The sequence below is a fragment of the Levilactobacillus tangyuanensis genome, from assembly GCF_003946545.1.
Classification (GTDB): domain Bacteria; phylum Bacillota; class Bacilli; order Lactobacillales; family Lactobacillaceae; genus Levilactobacillus; species Levilactobacillus tangyuanensis.
The window spans coordinates 15210-34613 of the sequence record NZ_RHOA01000013.1; the positions used below are offsets into that span (position 1 = coordinate 15210).

Annotated in this window: 18 protein-coding genes and 1 tRNA gene; 6 read left to right on the plus strand and 13 right to left on the minus strand. The window is 48.9% G+C overall.

Annotated features, from left to right (window positions below; all coding sequences use genetic code 11):
- Positions 1-59: 59 nt before the first annotated feature.
- Entirely contained in the window at positions 60-1286 is a 1227-nt protein-coding gene (locus tag EKM96_RS08605; RefSeq protein WP_125642579.1) for an ABC transporter permease, read from the minus strand.
- On the minus strand, positions 1283-2017 hold the full coding sequence (locus EKM96_RS08610; RefSeq protein ID WP_125642581.1) for an ABC transporter ATP-binding protein: 735 nt from the start codon (positions 2015-2017) through the stop codon (positions 1283-1285). Before EKM96_RS08610 ends, EKM96_RS08605 begins: the two co-directional genes overlap by 4 nt.
- Positions 2018-2151: 134 nt before the next feature.
- Here EKM96_RS08610 and EKM96_RS08615 point away from each other — a divergent pair, with 134 nt between their 5' ends.
- The 3 genes from EKM96_RS08615 to EKM96_RS08625 all read left to right on the plus strand — a co-directional run bounded on the left by EKM96_RS08615 (position 2152) and on the right by EKM96_RS08625 (position 3969).
- A complete protein-coding gene (locus EKM96_RS08615; protein ID WP_125642584.1) occupies positions 2152-2610 on the plus strand; it encodes an HIT family protein in 459 nt (152 codons plus the stop codon).
- A 2-nt stretch (positions 2611-2612) separates the two neighbouring features.
- Entirely contained in the window at positions 2613-2933 is a 321-nt protein-coding gene (locus EKM96_RS08620) for a hypothetical protein (RefSeq protein WP_125642587.1), read from the plus strand.
- Between the two features lie 112 nt (positions 2934-3045).
- Complete coding sequence (locus EKM96_RS08625; protein ID WP_125642590.1) at positions 3046-3969, plus strand: peptidylprolyl isomerase PrsA; 924 nt, start codon at positions 3046-3048, stop codon at positions 3967-3969.
- A 58-nt stretch (positions 3970-4027) separates the two neighbouring features.
- On the opposite strand, the gene EKM96_RS08630 is transcribed toward EKM96_RS08625, so the two are convergent.
- The 9 genes from EKM96_RS08630 to EKM96_RS08670 all read right to left on the minus strand — a co-directional run bounded on the left by EKM96_RS08630 (position 4028) and on the right by EKM96_RS08670 (position 14736).
- A complete protein-coding gene (locus EKM96_RS08630) occupies positions 4028-4996 on the minus strand; it encodes a 3'-5' exoribonuclease YhaM family protein (RefSeq protein WP_125642593.1) in 969 nt (322 codons plus the stop codon).
- An 11-nt stretch (positions 4997-5007) separates the two neighbouring features.
- Positions 5008-7635: an ATP-binding protein gene (locus EKM96_RS08635; RefSeq protein ID WP_125642597.1), complete on the minus strand. Its 2628-nt coding sequence runs from the start codon at positions 7633-7635 to the stop codon at positions 5008-5010.
- Complete coding sequence (locus EKM96_RS08640) at positions 7625-8845, minus strand: metallophosphoesterase family protein (protein ID WP_125642600.1); 1221 nt, start codon at positions 8843-8845, stop codon at positions 7625-7627. The genes EKM96_RS08635 and EKM96_RS08640 overlap by 11 nt, the downstream gene beginning before the upstream one ends.
- Before the next feature lie 88 nt (positions 8846-8933).
- Positions 8934-9278 (minus strand): YlbF family regulator, encoded by a 345-nt coding sequence (locus EKM96_RS08645; RefSeq protein ID WP_125642603.1) that lies wholly within the window; start codon positions 9276-9278, stop codon positions 8934-8936.
- An 86-nt stretch (positions 9279-9364) separates the two neighbouring features.
- Positions 9365-11464 (minus strand): PBP1A family penicillin-binding protein, encoded by a 2100-nt coding sequence (locus tag EKM96_RS08650; protein ID WP_125642606.1) that lies wholly within the window; start codon positions 11462-11464, stop codon positions 9365-9367.
- Positions 11465-11661: 197 nt separating this feature from the next.
- Positions 11662-12129: an arginine repressor gene (locus tag EKM96_RS08655; RefSeq protein WP_125642609.1), complete on the minus strand. Its 468-nt coding sequence runs from the start codon at positions 12127-12129 to the stop codon at positions 11662-11664.
- Between the two features lie 225 nt (positions 12130-12354).
- Entirely contained in the window at positions 12355-14046 is a 1692-nt protein-coding gene (gene argS, locus EKM96_RS08660) for an arginine--tRNA ligase (protein WP_125642612.1), read from the minus strand.
- A 309-nt stretch (positions 14047-14355) separates the two neighbouring features.
- Positions 14356-14426, minus strand: a tRNA-Gly gene (locus EKM96_RS08665).
- A 79-nt stretch (positions 14427-14505) separates the two neighbouring features.
- Positions 14506-14736: a DUF2187 domain-containing protein gene (locus EKM96_RS08670; RefSeq protein WP_225417729.1), complete on the minus strand. Its 231-nt coding sequence runs from the start codon at positions 14734-14736 to the stop codon at positions 14506-14508.
- A 324-nt stretch (positions 14737-15060) separates the two neighbouring features.
- On the opposite strand from EKM96_RS08670, the gene EKM96_RS08675 reads away from it, so the two are divergent.
- From EKM96_RS08675 to EKM96_RS08685, 3 genes are all read left to right on the plus strand, one after another.
- A complete protein-coding gene (locus tag EKM96_RS08675) occupies positions 15061-16308 on the plus strand; it encodes an N-acetylmuramoyl-L-alanine amidase (protein WP_125642618.1) in 1248 nt (415 codons plus the stop codon).
- 67 nt (positions 16309-16375) lie between these two features.
- Positions 16376-16900 (plus strand): dihydrofolate reductase family protein, encoded by a 525-nt coding sequence (locus EKM96_RS08680; RefSeq protein ID WP_125642621.1) that lies wholly within the window; start codon positions 16376-16378, stop codon positions 16898-16900.
- 70 nt (positions 16901-16970) lie between these two features.
- Positions 16971-17312, plus strand: coding sequence for a DUF1516 family protein (locus EKM96_RS08685; protein WP_125642624.1), 342 nt, complete (start codon positions 16971-16973; stop codon positions 17310-17312).
- 54 nt (positions 17313-17366) lie between these two features.
- Here the strand turns inward: EKM96_RS08685 and EKM96_RS08690 are convergent, their stop codons facing one another.
- Both EKM96_RS08690 and EKM96_RS08695 read right to left on the minus strand, forming a co-directional pair.
- Positions 17367-18077: an aspartate/glutamate racemase family protein gene (locus tag EKM96_RS08690; protein ID WP_125642627.1), complete on the minus strand. Its 711-nt coding sequence runs from the start codon at positions 18075-18077 to the stop codon at positions 17367-17369.
- Between the two features lie 5 nt (positions 18078-18082).
- Positions 18083-19339, minus strand: coding sequence for a carboxylate--amine ligase (locus EKM96_RS08695; RefSeq protein WP_125642630.1), 1257 nt, complete (start codon positions 19337-19339; stop codon positions 18083-18085).
- Between the last annotated feature and the right edge of the window lie 65 nt (positions 19340-19404).

A 19404-nucleotide genomic window follows, 5' to 3' on the forward strand; every position in this document is an offset into this window, starting at 1 on the left:
TTGCCACCCCTCCTCGATTTGTCAGCTACGATCAATTCTATTGGGAAATGCTGGGCACGTCAACCCCTATTTTTGATTGCCCGTGCAAGTCGTTGGGGTGTGTAAATGCGAGCAAGGTACCAGACCTCAATCAACTCAACGACTAGACTTCCGCCAGCGGTTTCAACCGTTGGATTAGCAATCAAAATGATCACCCACAGCAATGCCGCAGCGACCGCCAGGATTAACGTCACTAACTTAACAAAACTTTTCACTTGTTGTTGCTCAGTCAATGGATAAACGTGGGTAAAAACCACATCGTCATACTGCTGGAAGAATGGCAGGAGTTGAAACCCAATCAGATAAATAAAGAGTGCCGCTAGGAAGATCGGCAACCATTGTCCCCGGACAAAGTATAGGAGCAACATCCCAATCACCGTCAGCCGAACGACCAACCCACTAAACTCGGTTCCTCGTAACATTCCCCGGCTATATAGGTATAGATAGGTTTGCGAATGGGTCGGTTTAACCAGTCGCAGAATGCCATCGAGATAACGACGACGCTTAATCGTTCCCGCAACCATTGGCACCTCTGTGAATAAATTAAAGAACCGATAGATGCCGAGCATCCGATTATCCTCGATCTTGATCTGTTCACGCCAACGAATCTGTTGTTTGGGCCACCGTTCTTCCAACCAGAGCCAACTGAAAACGTCAATGAATAGAATCAAGACGAAGGACAAGAATGGCGTTAACCACAGTCCGGGCACCAACACAACGAGGCTGATTAACCACTTCAGTGACCAGTGATTCATGCGTCGCTGACCGGTTACCTGATAGGCACTGGCAATATCCAACCGCAGCAAGGCATCCTTCAAGACGAGTTGGGCAATCAATAATAGAATAACTTCCATTAACGACCAGCCCAAGGCAACCCGTAAGAATGGGGTCAAGATGAACATCACAATGACTTGCACAATTTCAGCCAGAACCAGGCTGTACTTACGCGCCTGAACGAAGTAGGCATGCATGGCCCGTTCCTTAGGCAACAGAAAGACGCGGTCCGCATCTTCAATCAAAGTGGCATATCGGCCAATTTGAGCGGTGATCGCCAAGATTAGTAACGCCACGAATGGCGCCCACCATTGATCTGCCTTAAGGTGTTTTAAAATGTTGGAATAACCTAGTCCTAAACCGCCTAGGAAAAATAGCAATGCAAAGACAAAGAAGTCATTAAAGACTAACCGCAGGTACTTCGCCATTTCCCGGAGATGACGCTGCAGTCGCTCGTGAAATAACTCGGTCATGAGCGATCGACCTTTGTCATTGAAAGATAGATATCGTTAAGTGATTCCCCCGCTTCCGGTAGCGCGGCCTGTAACTCACTCAACGTGCCTTCGGTCTTCACCTGACCATCGTGTAACAGGACGAACCGGTCACAATACCGTTGGGCGGTATCTAACACGTGGGTCGACATCAAGATACTGGCCCCTTCTTGCTTACGCTTTTCAATCAGCTGCAGCAGGTCGTTAACGGCCAATGGATCGAGCCCCAAGAAAGGCTCATCGATGATAAAAAGCTTGGCCTGCGTTAAGAAGGCACAAACAATCATAACCTTTTGTTTCATCCCTTTAGAGAAGTTGGCTGGGAACCAGTCCAACTTATTATCCAGCCGGAACGTCTTCAATAAGTCATGGGCCGTGACCCACGCTGCTTCGTGGTCGAGATCATAGGCCATCATGGTAAGTTCCAAATGTTCCCGTAAAGTCAGTTCCTGATAAAGCACGGGCGTTTCTGGAATATAGGCAATCTGCTGCTTATACGCCTGACTATCCTGAGTAATGGTAACGCCATTTAAGGTAATCGTCCCCTTGTGGGGCGTCAATAAGCCAATAACATGGTTAATGGTTGTGGACTTGCCGGCACCGTTGAGTCCGATCAGGCCGACTAATTCACCGTCTTGAACATCAAAACTAATATCTTTTAAGACGGGAATTTGTGAGTACCCACCCACAACATGGCTAACTTCTAATGCCATAAACATCCCTTCATTTCATCGAATTTAACCGTCTTATTATACCATAGCTCGACTGGTAATCGAATAATCTGCGGTGAACCCGTGGCGTTTGATGGTGTATAATGAATGAAACTTGAAGGAAAGAAGGAGTTCGTATGGATAAAATGACCCTCGACCCCCACTATGATGATGACTGTATCTTTTGCAAGATTTTGAAGGGAGACATCCCCAGCTACACCGTCTATGAAGACAATGTGGTGAAGGCCTTTCTCGACATCTCGCAAGGAACCCCCGGTCACACGTTAGTCATTCCTAAGACCCATGTTGCCGACATCTTTGCCTACGATACCGACTTGGCCGCAGCCGTTTTCTCGCGGATTCCGAAGATTGCTCGGGCCGTCAAGGCAGCCAATCCCGATATTACCGGGATGAACATCGTCAATAACAATGGTGAAGTGGCCTATCAATCCGTGTTCCACTCACACTTCCACTTAGTCCCTCGGTACACGGACCACGATGACTTTAAGATGATCTTCAAGGATAATTCCGATAATTACTCTCCTGCTGATTACCAGGCCATCCAAGCAAAAATCAAAGCCCAACTGGAGGATTAATTATGCGCTTAAGTCACTTAATCACAGGAACTGCTTTGGCTGCCGGCGTTGGTTTGGCAACCTATTTAACCATCTCGAAACAAGATCCTTTGACCTGGGGACGACACGTGAAGCAACAGGCCAAGCTGACCACGAACAATATCAGTAACGTCAAAGACGCCAAGGATCAATTGGGTCAGAGCGCCCACAATTTGGCAACGGCAATCGAGGACGCCCAACCTGCTCTCGATGAGATTCAGTCGGCAGTCGACAAGTTTTCTTTCAAGATAGCCCCTCGTTTAGAGGCCATCGAGTCTACCCTTGACCGGATGAACAGTCGGTAAGTTTGAACTTTTTGTAAAGCTTCCTCGACCTTTTTAGGTTTGCCTATTTTTGTGTTATGATGTCTGAGTATGGTGTTTACACCAATCTTGATGAATGGATGTGTTGATTAATATGAAGAAATGGTTTATCGCCCTCGCTGGTTTGTTACTTACTGTAACGCTTGCCGGTTGTGGGAACAAAACCGTTGCTACCACTGACGGTGGCAAGATTACCGAAAGTGCTTACTACAGCAGCTTAAAGGGGACCTCCTCTGGTAAGCAAGTTCTGCAACAAATGATCCTGAACAAGGTCTTGGAAAAGCAATACGGTAGCAAGGTAAGTAAGAAAGAAGTTACCAAGCAATTCAACACCTACAAGGCACAATACGGGTCATCATTTAGCAGCGTCTTATCTCAAAGTGGGATGACGCAATCAAGTCTTAAGACGGAAATTCGTTCTAACTTATTGTTGAAGGAAGCCGTTAAGGACAACGTTAAGGTTACTGATGCCCAATTGCAAAAGCAATTTAAGAGCTACCAACCTAAGGTTACTGTTGCCCACATCTTAGTTTCCAAGAAGTCTACGGCCGAAAAGGTTATCAGCGACCTCAAGGGCACTAAGAAGAGCGACCTGACTAGCGAATTCACTAAGGATGCTAAGAAGTACTCCACTGATACTGCTACCAAGAACAAGGGTGGTAAGTTAAGTGCCTTCGATAGCACCGACACTTCCCTCGACTCAACCTTTAAGAAGGCTGCCTTCAAGCTTAAGACTGATGAATACACCGCAACGCCTGTTAAGACGCAATACGGTTACCACGTCATCTTAATGTTGAAGAACCCTGGTAAGGGTACGATCAAGGACCACAAGGCAGAATTAACGAAGCAAGTCATTGATAACGATATGAATGACAGCACGACTCTGCACAACGTGGTTGCTAAGGTCTTGAAGAAGGGCGACGTATCCATCAAGGATAGCGATCTTAAGAACATCTTGTCTGACTACCTGTCAACATCATCAAGTTCTAAGACCTCTGCTTCATCTTCATCTAAGTAATTAACAACGAACACAAAAGGCAGCAACCAAATTAATTGGTTGCTGCCTTTTTATATGGTTAGGATTCTTTTGGTTTAGGTTCGGATGGCCGATAGAACCGCCGGCCGTCCATGGCGAAGACGCGTTCGGAGAACTCCCCTGGTGCGGTATGCTCCACCACCGTGTCAAGCATCATGATTGAAGCATCCAATTCATCCAGTTGATGTAAGACATCGGCCTCGCGTAAAGCCGGCCGAACTGGCGAACCATACTCGAGTAACCCATGGTGACTCAAGATCATGTGCCGTAACAAGAGGACGTCTTCGGCCTGCGGATCTAGCTTGAGTGGCTCGCAAGCCCGAACCAGTTCCCCATCGATGAGCACGATGTGGCCAACCAGATTACCGGCTAGCGTGTAAGTTGTCGACTTGGGGCCAGACAGTTCGATGGTCTTCCCCAGGTCATGTAGGATTGCGCCGGCAAATAACAACGGGGCATTGAGATCGGGATACTGCTTCACCACCGAATGCGCTAGCTTCAGAATTGAAATGGTATGGAAAGCCAGCCCACCTTGAAAGGCATGGTGATTGGTCTTCGCCGCCGGAAAGGTAAAGAACGCCTCCTGATACTCGGCTAAGAGTTTACGGACCAGGCGATTCCACGTCGGTTGGGTGATCTCAAAGACCGTTTGATTAATATAATCCTCCATGTCCGCCCGAGACATCGGGGCCTTTTCGATGTATTGATTCGGATCATCGGGCTCTCCCGCCGTGGTTAACCGCAGGTGAAAAATCTTAATTTGGGGATGCGTTTGATAGTTCTCGCGCTTCCCTTGAAGATGCACCACAATTCCCGCCACATAGTTCTCAATGTCTTCCGGTGACGCATCCCAGTATTTTCCTGAAATTTCTCCCGACCGGTCTTCAAAGACTAAGGCAATGTATTGTTTACCATTCTTAGCCGTGCGGACATCCGCTGCTTTTAGGAGCACAAAGGTATCAACTGCTTCATCAACCGCATAATCCATTAACTGCTTTGTTGCCGCCATCAAGGTCCCTCCTAGTCCATTAAACGAATGATATTTCCCGGCACTTCCTGAATAGCCGCTGCATCCGCTGTTAATAAAATAATTTGTAATTGCTCGCTGAGATCTGCCAACACTTGGATGGCGGCCCGCCGTCGGTTCGCATCAAAGTTCACCAAGCCATCATCGATGATGAGTGGCATCTGAACCCGTTCATTCATGACGACCGCAAAGGCTAGTTTAACCGCTAGATCCAACTGTTCCGCCGTTCCTCGTGACAGCTGGCTGACTTCCCGCCAATCACCCGTCGCCAACCGGACCCGTAGGTCGGTGTCGGTCAACGCAATCTCAGTATATCTATTTGACGTTAGTTTACCATAAAAGCCGCTTGCTCGTTGTAGAATCTGTGGCAATCGATCACCCGAGGCCGCGGCCAGCGTCGCCTTAATCCATTGACTCACCAATTGTTGTACCAGCCACGACTGGGCGTTGGCCTGCATCTGAGTTTCAAGGTTCGCGAGTCTCTGCCGCAAGGTAGCTTGTGTGCCACTGGCCGTCAAATGGTCAATTTGCCCGGCAATCGTTGCCAGTTGACTCGTACTGGCATCCAACGCTTGCTGGTGCTGTTGCTGGGCCGACTGCGCCGCCTGGACGGCCTGCTGAAGACTTGGCTGGTCCGCATACTGTTGAAGCCGCGTCATCGCTTCCTGACCCAACTGATTCGCCAGGGCAGCCTGTTGAGCTCGTTTATTTTGCGCTTCACGACTGGCCTCATAACGCTCGTAGAACGCCTGTGGACTCCGGACATTGCGAGTCTGCAAGAAGACCTGTTGATCCCGTTCCGCCGTTTGTAAGGCCACCTGTGATTGTTTCAATCGATTCATCAGGCTCGTCAACTCATCGTCTCGCGTACTGAGTTGCTGCCGCGTTCGATCAATCGCCGATAATTCGGCCAGAACCGCCGATAATGGTCGCCGACTCAAATCGGGAAATAACGTCCCAACTGCTTGCTGAAAGGCGGCCTGTTGATCGATGCCATTCGTTAACTGATCCGTGACCGTTTCTAATTGTTCCGTCAACTGATCCCATTCATGAATGGCGGCCTGTGCCGCTCCCCACTGTTCAACTGGGAGGTTGTCTAATCCATAGGCCGAACCAATCTCATCCAACTGGCTTGTTAACTGGTCGATACGCTGCCCACCCTCGCGAAGCTGGGCCTGGGTATCTTGAATGTCATCCGTAATGCTTTGTAACTGCCGACTAGCCGGTGTAGCACTATCGACGATGAAAACCCCATAATACCCGATGGCAACTCCCAGCAGAGCCCCGGCGAGCTTGAACGGTGCTGCCGGCAATAACAGCGAGCCGACCAAGATAATCAGACCAGCGGCCAGCCAGCCAACCTGCTTATCGGCCAACGGATTCGTCCGTTGGTGGCTGGTTGGTTGGACCTGACGATACTGTTCATTGAGTTGATTCAGCTCCTGCTGAAGTCGGCGACGCTTCTGTGTTGCCTTCACCAGTTCGGCCTGCCAACTGGTCACGTTTTGCGTAACGCCTGACGGAAAGCTTCGAGGCATCGTGCCATCCGCATTGGCGACCTGCTGCTCAATCACGGCCATCCGTTGTTGTAGCCCTTGCTGTGTTTGTCGTAACTGGTCATGCTCGGTAACGATCTGTCGTTGCTTGGGCAACTGGGCTAGAAGTGGATTCGCCTGAGCCGCCACGCTGACATATTGTTGGAAATTAGCCGGCAGATCGGCCTGTGCTTGAGCCTTTTCCAAGGAACGTTGCAGCGTTGCATTGCCCGTGGTTGCCGCCTTAACCTGACCCGTTAATCGTTCAAGTTCTGTCAGGTCAGCTTGGCTGAATCCGGTCGTTGGCTGAACGGCCATGTGCTGCAGCTGTCGCCATTGTTCGAAGGTTGGCCACAGACTGGCTAAGTGCGCCAACCGTTCGCTGGCCTGACGCTGCTGGGCTAATGCCGCTTGCTGCTGTTGTTGGTCCTGTCGCAAACGCTGTTGATCCTGTAGCAAGGTCCAGTAGGTGTCGTAAGCAGCATTGGCCTTGTTCAACTTGACCGTCAGCTCGGCATGCTCCTGCAGTTGCTGGTTTAACCGTGGATTCCGGCCCAACGGTTTATAGATCAGGTCAGCCGCCTTTTCCTGATTAGCCGCCTGTCGTAGCCAATAATCACTGCCAACCGCACCAACGTGACGGAGTCGTTCGACTAACGCCTGCTTGGAGGCCGCAAAGACCTCACTTAATCGAGGCTCATTCATGCTGTACACCTGAGTAAATAGTTGTTCATCTACCGGCGACAACAAACGCTCTAAGTTTTCCGCAGGCAACGGACTGTCAGTCGTTAGATTGGTCAGCGTGACCTTACCGCCACGCGGACCGTCGACGCGCCGAACTAAATAGTCGACGCCGGCTTGAGTCAAGAGAATCTCGCCACCAAACTGACTGCCATCTAACGGTTCATATCGTCGTTCGGGATGTTTCTTGGTGGGAAAACCAAATAGAATTGACGTGATGAACTGGGTAAGCGTCGACTTTCCTGCCTCATTCGGTCCCATCATAATATTCAGACCCGGCGTGAGATCGAAGGTTCGATCATGGAACTTCCCATAGCCATAAATGGTTAATCGCTTAAGTTGCATGATTGTCCTCCTCTCCCATTAATTTAGTCAGGGCCTGTTCGGCCTGCTGCCGAAGCTCATAGTCCGTACCTGGATGCGAAAACCAATCTGCCAGTGAGGGATCCTGCAAGAGCCGACCGAACGTTTCTCGTTCATTAGCCGGCTCGAAGACCTCGGCCTGTGCCTGCTGCCAATACTGCTGATCGATCTGTGGTGCGCTCAGCTTGACCGGCGCCTGTTGCACCTGAAGCCTGATCAATAGCCGATTGGCGGCCAGTAAGTGCCGCTGCTGCGTTCGCAGATAGAGGGCTAGCCAATCACCGCTGACAATTTGCGTGAGCTCGGTGGCATCGAGCGCCTGCGACAGGGTTACCGTTAACGCCGTCAGGGTCAGTTTCGCGGCTGCATGGGTCTCGATCCATGTCGTTAATGCCAGGCCTAGGCTCTTCAAATCCGTCACCTTATCAAGGGACACCGTCGCCTTTTCCCATAACACGGCACTCGTTGGAAAGAAGCTCGGAACCAAGTTTCCATTTTGACTGGTCACGAGATAAGCCCCTTTGGCCCCCGTCTCATTCACCGAACGTCCTTGGGTGTTCCCAGAATAGAGGATCGGCGGTTGGTCATTCAGTAGCTGTCGATGATGAATATGGCCAAGTGCCCAATAATCATAGCCCTTGGTTAAAAGCTCACTCACCTTGAACGGCGCGTAATGGTCATCCCCCCCGGTTGCAACGGCGCCATGAAGCATGCCGATTTGCCAGTCCACCTGCGAGCGTATGGGAAATGCAGCCGCTAGATCCCGCTTAACCCACCGTTCTGGATAACTAAAACCGCTAATGGCCACCGTTTCACCACTTTTAAGGGTCAATTTCTTCGTGGTCACTTCGGCCCCCAAGGTGGTCACATTATTAGGATAGGCCACCGTCTGGTGTTGATCCGTGGCGAAGTCATGATTCCCGAAACTGATGACCACCGGAATTTCTGCCTGATCAAGACGGTCAAACTGTTGAAATAGGTAAGCCTGGGCGGCCACACTCTGCTCGGCCCGATCGAACAAGTCCCCCGCCAAGAGAACAAAGTCGACGTGCTCCGCAATTGCCCGGTCAAAGACCTTGGTCGCTGCGGTAAAGGTTGCTTGCCGAACCGTGGTTAGAACCGCGTTGGGTAAATTAGTGAGCCCCAGAAAGGGACTATCTAAATGTAAATCGGCTGCGTGAATAAATTTCATGATGGTGCCCCCTTTCTGATTTTAAAACAAAAAAACGTCGGCACCGACCTCCCAAATTGAGTGGTTGCGCCGACGATTTACGATCTCATTACCCTTGGTAAATATCTTCGATAGGTTGAGTAATCATCTTATTCAAATCAGATAATAAATTGTTCACGTCGCGTTCCTTCTCCATCAAGGTCTTGATGACATCGATCTTAGCTACTTGATCGGCCACCTCACGAGCATGCTTCATTTCATCATCCGTTAATTGTTGACCAGCCATCTGCTTTTGCTGGAGGTCCATTTGGATTTGTTGGAATTGCTTGAAGAGCGTGTAAGTTGCCTCGTCCGCCTTCATTGCTTCAAAAGCATCTTGTAACCCTTGAAATTCTGGTGTTTCTTGGAGTGCCTGGGCAACTTCAGTACCCAAGGTCTTCATCTTTTCAGCCATGCTGCTTCCTCCTAACAAATATCGTTCCGTTAAAATTGTCAGTTACTATTGTAACATGCTTTAACCCTTGGCCCTAGGGCATTTGTTTAATTGACCCATGATTTGGCCTTTTCCCACCAGTTCTTAACCTGGTCGGCGGCATTATCGAATTGCTTACCGGCATTATTGATGCTCTGCTGGACCTGGTCCCAAACGTCCGTGCTCCCCGAACTCGAGGTTGTATTTCCGCCATTGGCAATGGTCGAGGCATCCTTAGTATCGAATGAGGTCCCCTTGGTGTTCGGCAAGATCGCCTGCATTTCTGCTTGGTACAACGGCCCTTCACCAGTACCGCTGACGTCTTCCAAGTGATGGCTGGTGCTGGTATTGTCGAATCCTTCCCAGGTTGTCACGACGACGTCCGGCGTGTACCCAACGATCCACTTGTCTCGTGTCGCGTCGTTATCGCCGTCGGCCTCGGTACTCCCGGTCTTGCCGGCAATCGTGTAACCATAGGGTTTAGCACTCGTCCCGGTCCCATAGTTAAAGACGCCCATCATCATACTGGTCATCTGCTTGGCCGTCTTACTCGACATGACCTTCTTGGTCTTGGCCGCCGAATCCTGCGTATCCACAACGACATTCCCAGAGGCATCCACAATCTTTCGGATGTAATGGGCCGAGGACATCGTTCCGTTGTTGGCGTATGCCGTGTACGCTTGCCCTAACTGTTGCGGAGACACCCCAGTCTTCAGGCCACCCAATGCCAATGCCAAGTTTTTATCCGACTTGGTTACGGGCAGACCAAACTTCTTCACGGAGTCATAACCCTTATCAACCCCGATCTTGTTCAGCAGCCAGACAGCTGGTGCATTCTTACTTTGAGCCAGCGCCTGGTACATCGGTACCTTACCGCTATATTGATTACCATAGTTATGTGGCGTGTAGTTGTTGGCGCCATAGGACTTCTTCTTGTCCGTCAACTCGGAATCATAGTAGTAGCCGTTCTCAAGTGCTGGCGTGTAAACGGCCAATGGCTTGATGGTCGATCCCGGTTGCCGGCGCATCTGAGTGGCCCGGTTATAGCCCCGGAAGGCATGCTTACCGCGACCACCAACCACGGCCTCGACGCCCCCGGTATTCGGATCAATCGCGATGCTAGCGGCCTGGACCTTGGTCCCGTCACTGGCATTCGCTGGGAAATAACTTGGGTTCTTGAACAACGTCTGCATCTGTTGTTGATTACTTTGGTCCAGGGTTGTGTAGATCTTATACCCTTTATTCATGATTTCCGATTCGGTTAACCCATACTTGTTAATCGCTTCATTAATGACCGCGTCAAAGAAGTAAGGATATTTATAACTATTCTTGTAGGTGTAATTATCACTGGTCGTCAGCGCAGTTGCCTGATATTGGGTCACCTGGCCACTCGTCAGCTTATTATTCTCACCCATCAACCCCAACACGACATTCCGTCGGCTTCTTGCCGCCTGAGGATGGTCAATTGGGTTGTAGGTGTTAGGCGACGTTAACATCCCCGCTAACACCGCTGATTGAGGAACGGTCAGATTAGCTGCGGTCGTGCCAAAGTATCGCTCAGCGGCATCTTGGACCCCCCAGACCCCGTTACCGAAGTAGGCGTTGTTCAGGTACATCGACAGAATGTCCTGTTTGGTATAAACATTTTCGACTTCAATCGACAGGAAGAGCTCCTTAAACTTACGTGTAAACGTCTGTTCCTGGGTTAGGTAGGCGTTCTTGACCAATTGTTGGGTTAGCGTACTCCCCCCACCACTAATATAGTTCTGGCGCAGAACCTTATTCTTGGCATACAAAAGTAAGGCCCGGCCAATCCCCTTGACCGAGAAACCATGCTCATGATAAAAGTTACGGTCTTCGGTAGAAATAACCGCATCTTGAACATGAGGAGAAATCTTGGTCAATGGCACGTAGGTCCCCTTCTGGGAATATAAGGTCCCAGCTTTATTATTTTTGCGATCATAGATCTTCGTGGGATTCTCAAGTGCCGCCTTCAAGTCCCCAACGTTGGCGGTCTTAGCTTTGAAGGTTAAATAGCCACTCATTAAAAGAATCATGGTCAACACAATGACAATCAGCCAACGGATTAGCTGGTAGCGTTGTCGGAACCGCCGGAAGCGAGCCCGAAAGTCTGACCAGAAGGTCTGCTTAGGTTCTTGGTTATCCATAAAATAGCCTCTTCTATCTCAATTGTAATAGGACTATTTTAGCATAGTCCACTACGCATACCGGTGAATCCGGCAAACTTTATGAACCTTTAAAATTGCTTAACCGGGTGAACGCAACGCTTGTCACCAATTTATCCACTGGCCCCCGGCCAAATAAAAAAGGACTCGGTATTAGCCGAGTCCCTACGCAAACATTTTTAGTGAATAATATCTGGATTCATTTCCGCCGCAATCTCATCGTGTAGCTTCTCTGCGACCTCAGTGTTAGGGCTCATGATAAAAATGGTATCATGTCCGGCCAACGTCCCGGCAACCTCCGGCAAATTCAGGTCATCAAAGATAGCCGCCAAGAGGTTTCCGTTGCTGGGCAACGTTTTTAGAATGTTGACGAATTCAACGCGGGTCAGCCCAGTCACCACCTCATTGATGGTCTCGCGGAGATGTTCCTCTTCGCTTCGGTTGCCAGCCTTGAAAATGGTATAACGCAAGTGACCATGACCGTCCTGAGCCTTGACGATCTGCATCTCACGAATATCTCGGGAGATCGTCGCTTGCGTCGCTTGAATGCCAACCTCATCCAGATGTTCCATAAGTTCTTCCTGCGTACCAATTGGATACTGATTGATTAATTGCTCAATTCGAGCCTGACGAATACTTTTCTTCATTGCAACGACCCTCCCGCATAATATTTCATTCATTCGTACAGAGGACCGGCAACGAAGGCCACTTGCTCTGCATATTTATAAAGCAAGTGTAACAAATATTCGTTTTTAACGCAAAAAGAACCGTTCATTTCCGCACAAACTTTACAAATGCTTTCAGGGATAACCAAATTCAACCAAAAAGGCAGCCGAGAAATCATCTCGACCGCCCCTTAATAACCGGTTTAATTACATTTCATCTGGCGCTTGGACACCTAACAAACGTAAGCTCTCCTTCAAAACCGTGGACACTGCCTTGACTAAAGCCAAACGAGCTGGCAAATCAGCATCCTTGGTTAAAATCTTAGAATGCGCGTAGTACTTATTGAACGTCTTGGCCAACCGGATCGCATATTTAGCCACCACGGAAGGTTCCAATTCGTTGCAAGCCATCTTCACAATCGCTGGGAAGTCGGCCAATGCCTTAATGGTGTCCCATGCCTCTGGGTCGGCAACTTGGTTGCCGGCATTGGCAACCGTAACGTCACCGGCCTTGCGCAAGATACTTTCGGCCCGGGCGTGTGAGTATTGAACATAGGGGCCCGTTTCGCCTTCAAACTTCAATTGATCGGCAAGAACGAAGTCAATGTTATTAGTCCGTTCATTCTTCAAATCGCCAAAGACAATGGCGCCAACCCCAACTTGTTGGGCGACGGCATCCTTGTTCTTCAAGTCCGGATTCTTTTCATTGATTTCTTCACCGGCCAACTTAACGGATTCTTCCAAGACCTTCGCCAGTAAGATAATCCGACCAGAACGCGTGGAAAGCTTCTTACCATCAACGGTAATCAGGCCAAATGGCACGTGTTGTAAGTTGTCCGCCGACTTAACACCCATTTCCTTCAAGACCGCCTTCAACTGCTTGAAGTAATAGGTCTGTTCGGAACCAACCACGTAAAGGTTCTTGGCTGGTGCGTACGTCCGGTCACGATACAAGGCCGTGGCAATATCCCGGGTGATGTACAGTGAGGCCCCATCACTCTTCAAGATAAGTGCTGGATTCAGGTCATACTTGCTCAGGTCAACCACCTGGGCCCCTTGGGATTCAACCAGGAGGTGCTTGTCCTTCAAGATTTGGACAACTTCAGCTAGCTTGTCATTGTAGAACGCTTCACCGTTGTAGGTATCAAACTTAACACCTAATTCTTCATAAACGTCATTGAATTCTTGGAGGGAAGCTTCACGGAACCATTCCCACAAATGATGGGCCTCTTCGTCGCCGTCTTCAAGCTTCTTGAACCATTCACGAGCCGTGTCATCCAACTCAGGCTTGTCGACGTCTTCCTTATGGAAACGAACGTAGTATTCCACCAATTTGTTGATGGGGTCCGCCTTAACATCGGCTTCGTTTCCCCACAGCTTGTAGGCCGTGATCAGTTTACCGAATTGCGTTCCCCAGTCACCTAAGTGATTATCCTTAATAGGATGGTAACCATTCTTGGTTAAGATTTCGGCGATAGAATTACCAATCACCGTTGACCGTAAGTGACCCATGGACATTGGCTTGGCGATGTTAGGTGAAGACATGTCGATAGGCACGTTCCCACCCTCACCGTCTTCATTTTGACCATAACTGGCCCCCGCGGTTAACACCGTTGCCAAGGTAGCTTCACTATAGGCTGACTTGTCAAAGAAGAAGTTCAGGTATGGACCAACCACTTCAACCTTCTCAAAGTCGATCGTATCCAACTTGTCGGCTAAGTCCTGAGCAATCTGTTGTGGTGCACGATGCAAGACCTTGGCCAAGGTAAACGTTGGGAAAGCTAAATCCCCTTTGTCCGACGTCTTAGGCCGTTCCAACTTGCTAGCAATTTCTTCAGCGGTCAGTTGACCGTCCAAGGCCGTTGCCAATGCCGCCGTAACCTTCTGCTTGTAATCCATATGCGTTCCTCCTGTATTCTTCAATGACTTTCTACGGTAAGTTTACACCATCTTGCAAATGGGATAAAAAAAGTCCCTTACAAATTAATTTGTAAGAGACGAGATTACCCGCGGTACCACTCTGATTGACTTAAAAGTCCACTTAAATGATTTATTTGATAGTGTCATCATTGCTCCGTTCCCACCCTTAATCCTATCCGGCTTCCATTATCCCGGACTTGCTGTAAGGCTTGGTGATGGTACTTATTCAACGATGGTTAATGCCTCCGAATAATAAGAAAGACGACCATGAAGGCCGCCCCATTCGAAAGCGGGTGACGGGAATCGGACCCGCGACGCAAGCTTGGGAAGCTTGAATTTTACCACTAAACTACACCCGCACAACACAAAAAAGTATAGCATACCTCTAACAGGTTGTCATTACTTTTTTGCAATTAAATGCAAACAATTTCATGAATACTAATCTTCGTCAGATTTTGCTTCGATAATTTTTGCCGCAGACTTCCGCACTACCGCACGGTTATTCATATCTCCAACTGCCGTTTTATCGGCTGGGTCGAAATCGCGAATCTCAACTAAAACTGAATTATCATACACTTTAGACACTTCACCCGTAAAGTCATGTTCCAACGGGCCAAACTTCTTTGCCGCGATTATGTCGCCAATCTTAATCTCAACTTCAGCCATCATTCGTCGCTCCCTTCATCTGCAAACTTCAATTATAGACATGTTGACCGACCTTAGCAAGTAAACACCTCATGGACGCAATCCAATTGTAAAGATTCTGCAACAATGGGAGAAAACCGAAGTTTCGGTGGCCAATCTGACCCCATTTCTTCTCTGAACGGCAAAACCCGAATTTCCATCTGAGAACCCGTCGATTCGGTTGATTATCACGAACAATACCACCGGATTCCGCCAAGGCACATCCGTATTCTTTCACTCGAAAATACGTTATACTCTAGGCGTTGCGTCATCGATTTTTTAAAGAATTCTAGAGGAGGAATTTTTATTATGAAAGCATGGCATCATTGGGTGCTTGGGGGACTCGCTATGACCGCGGGCATCATTGGTCTGGCTTGGGGCACCACCACCGCCAGCGCTAACTCAATCAATACTTATATTAGCAATCAAGGCTATTCAACACCTAAGATTACCAAAGCCATTTGGTCGGGCTTTCCTAAATACAATTACCGGAATAACAAACCCGAGGGCGTGGTCGTCCATGAAACGGCCAATCCACATTCTACATTGACCAACGAAGTGTCCTACATGAAGAATAATTATCAAAACGCGTTTGTGCATACCTTCGTTGATGCCGGCAGCATCGTTAATATTGCCAACACCAAGTACCTGAGCTGGGGAGCCGGCCCTATCGCTAATAACCGCTACGTTCAATTTGAACAGGTTGAGGTTCATTCTAAAGCGGCCTTTGCCAGCGAGTTAAACAACGCCGCCTACTACACAGCATACATCTTGAAACAATATGGCCTAACGCCTAAACGTTACACGACCGTGCTCTCTCACCATGATGTCTCTAATAATCTGGGCGGAACCAATCACTCCGATCCGGACGCTTACTGGTCAAACAGTGCTAAGACTTACTTCGGCACGACCTATAACATGACCGACTTTGTGGCTCTGGTTAAGACGCAATACGCTAAATTAGGTGGAGCACCAACCACAGACACCACGACCGATGAGAATCAACACACCACCGCACCGGTTGCTCCTAAGCCAAAGACGGTGGCCTATAACAAGGCCACTAATAACGAAACGGCTACCTTGAGCAATAATTATACCAAGTGGTCCGTGTACAACCACGTCAAGGGCACCAAGGGAGCGACCAAGATTGGCTGGGGTCGCCTGAGTGCAGACTATCGTGGTGCGAAGGTTTACGTTGATAACCGCGCCGTAAAGCAAGGTGGCTGGAGTGGCACCTGGTATCGAATTCGTTTCAGCAAGAACGCTAAAACAAAGTACTGGGTCTACAGTGGTGTCTTGAACTTTCCTAAGGTAACGTACACCAACGATTCAGGGACGGCAACATTGGTGACAACTCACGCGCCTCTGTACAACCACGTTTTAAACTCGAATTATCTTTCTAAGACCGTGGCCTACGCCGACAGCTTCCCTGCTGGTACCAAGGTCACCATCAACAAAAAGGGCTACAAGGCTAACGACGGATCGACCTGGTTCCGCATCGCCCTTAGCGGCAAATCCTATTGGATTAAAAATACCAATTTAGCCGGTCAGGCTTAGCCAGTAATAAAAGGGTCCGGAATTCTCCGGGCCCTTTTATTCACCACAACTTGAGAGGATGACAAGCATGGGAAAAATTATCTTTTATGGGGCTACTTCATTGGATGGTTATCTTGCAACGATTGACGACCGGATTGAATGGCTAACGGGTCTGACCGGCCTACCTGAAAATATTGGCGCCGACATTCTGGGATCCATGTCGACCGCTATTCTTGGGCGCACCACCTACGACTATCTTCAAGCGGCCGCGCCAGACATGCCTCTAAACCCATTCAACTCAGAAATGGCCAGTTATGTGTTAACCCACCGACCCTTGCCAGATGGCGCGGGTGTCGCCTTTAGGGAAGATAACGTCATCGACTTGGCCAAGGAACTGCAGACCCAGGGCAACGTCTGGATCGTTGGGGGCAGTGCCATTTTGACTCCACTCCTAGCGGCTGACCTCGTGGATGATCTGTATCTGCAGATCGCCCCCACTCTGTTGGGTCGCGGCAAGCGACTCTTCGGCAACTTAACGAGTGCCCACCAATTCGAACTGCGGGCAACTCACCAGTATGGGCCCTTGGCTGAGTTGGTCTTCAGCCGCCGTTAAATTAGTATTCGTTGTCCCGGGATTATGGTAGTCTAGACTTATCTAGTACATTTGCTAAGGAGCGATAAGTATGTGGTTAGCACTTCACCTCGGGACTTGGATTGTCCTCACCATCTTGGTCATTCTTGGCCTGACTCGCCACGCCGAGAAGCGGGTCAATCAATTTCTAATTTTGTCGCGCCTAGGCTACCTCGTCATGATTATTAGTGGCGTGGTCCTCACCATTCGGACCTTTAGTCATGATCCCCTATTAATTTCCCTCAAGTTTATCTTAGGGATCGCGACAATTGCTCTGATCGAAATTAGTTTCGGTCGTAAACTCGAACGAGACACCCATCATCTCATCTACTGGATCCTGGGGATTGTCGCGCTCATTACGATTGGCTTAGGCCTCACACTAGCCTACTTTTAACGAAAACAAAAAAGACGTTACCCCTTCGGTTTGGGTAACGTCTTTTTGCTTGGTCTAAGATTCCCGGTGCTTCAATGCTAATTCCAACGATCGGTCAACTAGGACTGATTGCGCGTCAATCAATGGCAGTGTCGTTTCCGGCTCGCGTTCCTGGGCCAGCGAAAGCTCCGTACAACCGAGAATTACCACGTCAGCCTTCTGTTCAGTCATCATCCGCTTTAGAATCCGGTGATACAGATTACGGTCAACATGATTATTCTGCTTAATATCATCGTAAATCAATCGCATGGTTTCCGCTTCGATATCCGCAGTTGGTAACACGGGTTCCAATCCGGCATTAGCCACTTCATATTCAATAATTCGGTCAGTAATCGTTCCTTGCGTCCCCGTGATTCCAATACGCTTAGCGTTTGGAAAACGCCGCTTGATTTCTTTAACGGCTTCTCTTGGCATATGCAAGATGGGAATATCTGTGGCCGCTTGGAGATCATCGTAGAAGTAATGCGCCGTATTACATGGTAGCGCAAAGAATTCAGGACCTAAGGCACTCTGTTGCTTAATGTCCTCCAGCAAGTCTGGTAATGGATTGGCCTGACTATGATCCATGATGTACGTCGTCCGGTCGGGAACCGTTGCATGATTGACCAAGATGTAGTTTAAATAGTCCTGATCAGTATGCGCTGGCGTCCGCAAATTCAACTGATGAAGATAACTTTCGGTTGCCATGGTTCCCATGCCACCGATAATCGTAAAGAACTTTTTCATAAGTCTTACCCCTTATTTTCGGCGAAATACTTCTTAAAGTTAACGGTATAGTTGTGTTGCATCCATTGAATCAAGGCCCAACGTTTCAGGTTCATGTCCTGGTCATAACGATAGGTCGTCCCATATCGGCCCTCGGAAATTAACTTGAGCGCACGATCCTTGTCGGCGTTTTCTCGAGTATATTCCTTAAAGACTTTCACTGGCACACCCAACCACAGTGAGTGTTGACTGTCGTCCTTGTTGGCCCGAACCGTTGGCGCATCCTTCAATTCACCCTTAACGTAGTCCTTGACCACCCAATCGGCCAAGTTGTAGCCATTCAGCGTCACGAAGAAACTGCTCCGGCCTTGGCGTAAATTAATTTCAAATAGCTTGAACGATTGGTCACGAGAATCATATTTCATATCGAAATTTGCATAGCCGGTAAATTCAATGGCTTCCAAGAACTTCTGGATTTGATCATAGATCTGGTCGTTGTATTCCGGAATAATTGCCACGTAATTACCAATGGCAGATGGTGCCGGATCTTCCAGCAAAGGATGGCCCAGACACATCATCTTCACGTGATGGTGCTGATCAACGTAGGCGTTCAATACCCGCATGTTGCTGTCATCCCCGGGAACAAAGTCCTGGAGAATTAAGTCGGATTGATAGCCATTATCGTAGATCTTCTTCAAGATATCGCGGAATTCGGCTTCGGACTGAATCCGAAAGGCCTTCTTCCGCCCCTCAAAGTGAACATCTAACCATTCCACACTGTTGGCCGGTTTCAGGGCAACTGGATAATCAAAGGGTTGCTCAACGGGTTCAGCCGCCGTCGCCTGGGCCTTGCTGATCGTCCGCGTTGCCGGATAAGGTAACCCATACTGGTCGCAGACCTTGTAGAAGTTCTCCTTATTGTTCAACTGCTTTAACTTATCGTAATCAATGTATGGGCAGATGAAGACGTCTTCTAATTCTGCCTTGTGTTTACTGATTAACTCAGCATAGCCATCCCCACAACCAATCAAGATCACGGGTTCCGGATGATCCGCGTAACGTTCCTTGAGTTTCCGCATGGTTTCAATCCAAACGGGATCTTCATCGAAGCCCGGAATCAATTCCACGTCAACCACCTTTGTATACCGGGTCGGTGCTAACTGAATGCTAGCAAAGGCCTGGACGGGTTCGTGATACAGGTCATAAAATGACCGTGCCATACCATAAACGTTAAAGTCACTCCCCAATAGAATGGGGGTGAACTGCTTTCCATTGGTTTCCATAACGAATTAAAGTCCCTTCACAACTACTTATTTCTATATATAAAGACGATCAAGGTTGTTATTGG

Excerpts from the sequence above, each read along its gene's own strand:
- EKM96_RS08670 (WP_225417729.1), bottom strand. The coding sequence starts at position 14,736 with ATGATGGCTGAAGTTGAGATTAAGATTGGCGACATAATCGCGGCAAAG.
- argS (WP_125642612.1), bottom strand. The coding sequence starts at position 14,046 with ATGGATTACAAGCAGAAGGTTACGGCGGCATTGGCAACGGCCTTGGAC.
- EKM96_RS08620 (WP_125642587.1), top strand. The coding sequence starts at position 2,613 with ATGCGCTTAAGTCACTTAATCACAGGAACTGCTTTGGCTGCCGGCGTT.
- EKM96_RS08695 (WP_125642630.1), bottom strand. The coding sequence starts at position 19,339 with ATGGAAACCAATGGAAAGCAGTTCACCCCCATTCTATTGGGGAGTGAC.
- EKM96_RS08655 (WP_125642609.1), bottom strand. The coding sequence starts at position 12,129 with ATGAAGAAAAGTATTCGTCAGGCTCGAATTGAGCAATTAATCAATCAG.
- EKM96_RS08625 (WP_125642590.1), top strand. The coding sequence starts at position 3,046 with ATGAAGAAATGGTTTATCGCCCTCGCTGGTTTGTTACTTACTGTAACG.
- EKM96_RS08685 (WP_125642624.1), top strand. The coding sequence starts at position 16,971 with ATGTGGTTAGCACTTCACCTCGGGACTTGGATTGTCCTCACCATCTTG.
- EKM96_RS08615 (WP_125642584.1), top strand. The coding sequence starts at position 2,152 with ATGGATAAAATGACCCTCGACCCCCACTATGATGATGACTGTATCTTT.
- EKM96_RS08645 (WP_125642603.1), bottom strand. The coding sequence starts at position 9,278 with ATGGCTGAAAAGATGAAGACCTTGGGTACTGAAGTTGCCCAGGCACTC.
- EKM96_RS08650 (WP_125642606.1), bottom strand. The coding sequence starts at position 11,464 with ATGGATAACCAAGAACCTAAGCAGACCTTCTGGTCAGACTTTCGGGCT.
- EKM96_RS08630 (WP_125642593.1), bottom strand. The coding sequence starts at position 4,996 with ATGGCGGCAACAAAGCAGTTAATGGATTATGCGGTTGATGAAGCAGTT.
- EKM96_RS08690 (WP_125642627.1), bottom strand. The coding sequence starts at position 18,077 with ATGAAAAAGTTCTTTACGATTATCGGTGGCATGGGAACCATGGCAACC.
- EKM96_RS08640 (WP_125642600.1), bottom strand. The coding sequence starts at position 8,845 with ATGAAATTTATTCACGCAGCCGATTTACATTTAGATAGTCCCTTTCTG.
- EKM96_RS08635 (WP_125642597.1), bottom strand. The coding sequence starts at position 7,635 with ATGCAACTTAAGCGATTAACCATTTATGGCTATGGGAAGTTCCATGAT.
- EKM96_RS08680 (WP_125642621.1), top strand. The coding sequence starts at position 16,376 with ATGGGAAAAATTATCTTTTATGGGGCTACTTCATTGGATGGTTATCTT.
- EKM96_RS08610 (WP_125642581.1), bottom strand. The coding sequence starts at position 2,017 with ATGGCATTAGAAGTTAGCCATGTTGTGGGTGGGTACTCACAAATTCCC.
- EKM96_RS08605 (WP_125642579.1), bottom strand. The coding sequence starts at position 1,286 with ATGACCGAGTTATTTCACGAGCGACTGCAGCGTCATCTCCGGGAAATG.
- EKM96_RS08675 (WP_125642618.1), top strand. The coding sequence starts at position 15,061 with ATGAAAGCATGGCATCATTGGGTGCTTGGGGGACTCGCTATGACCGCG.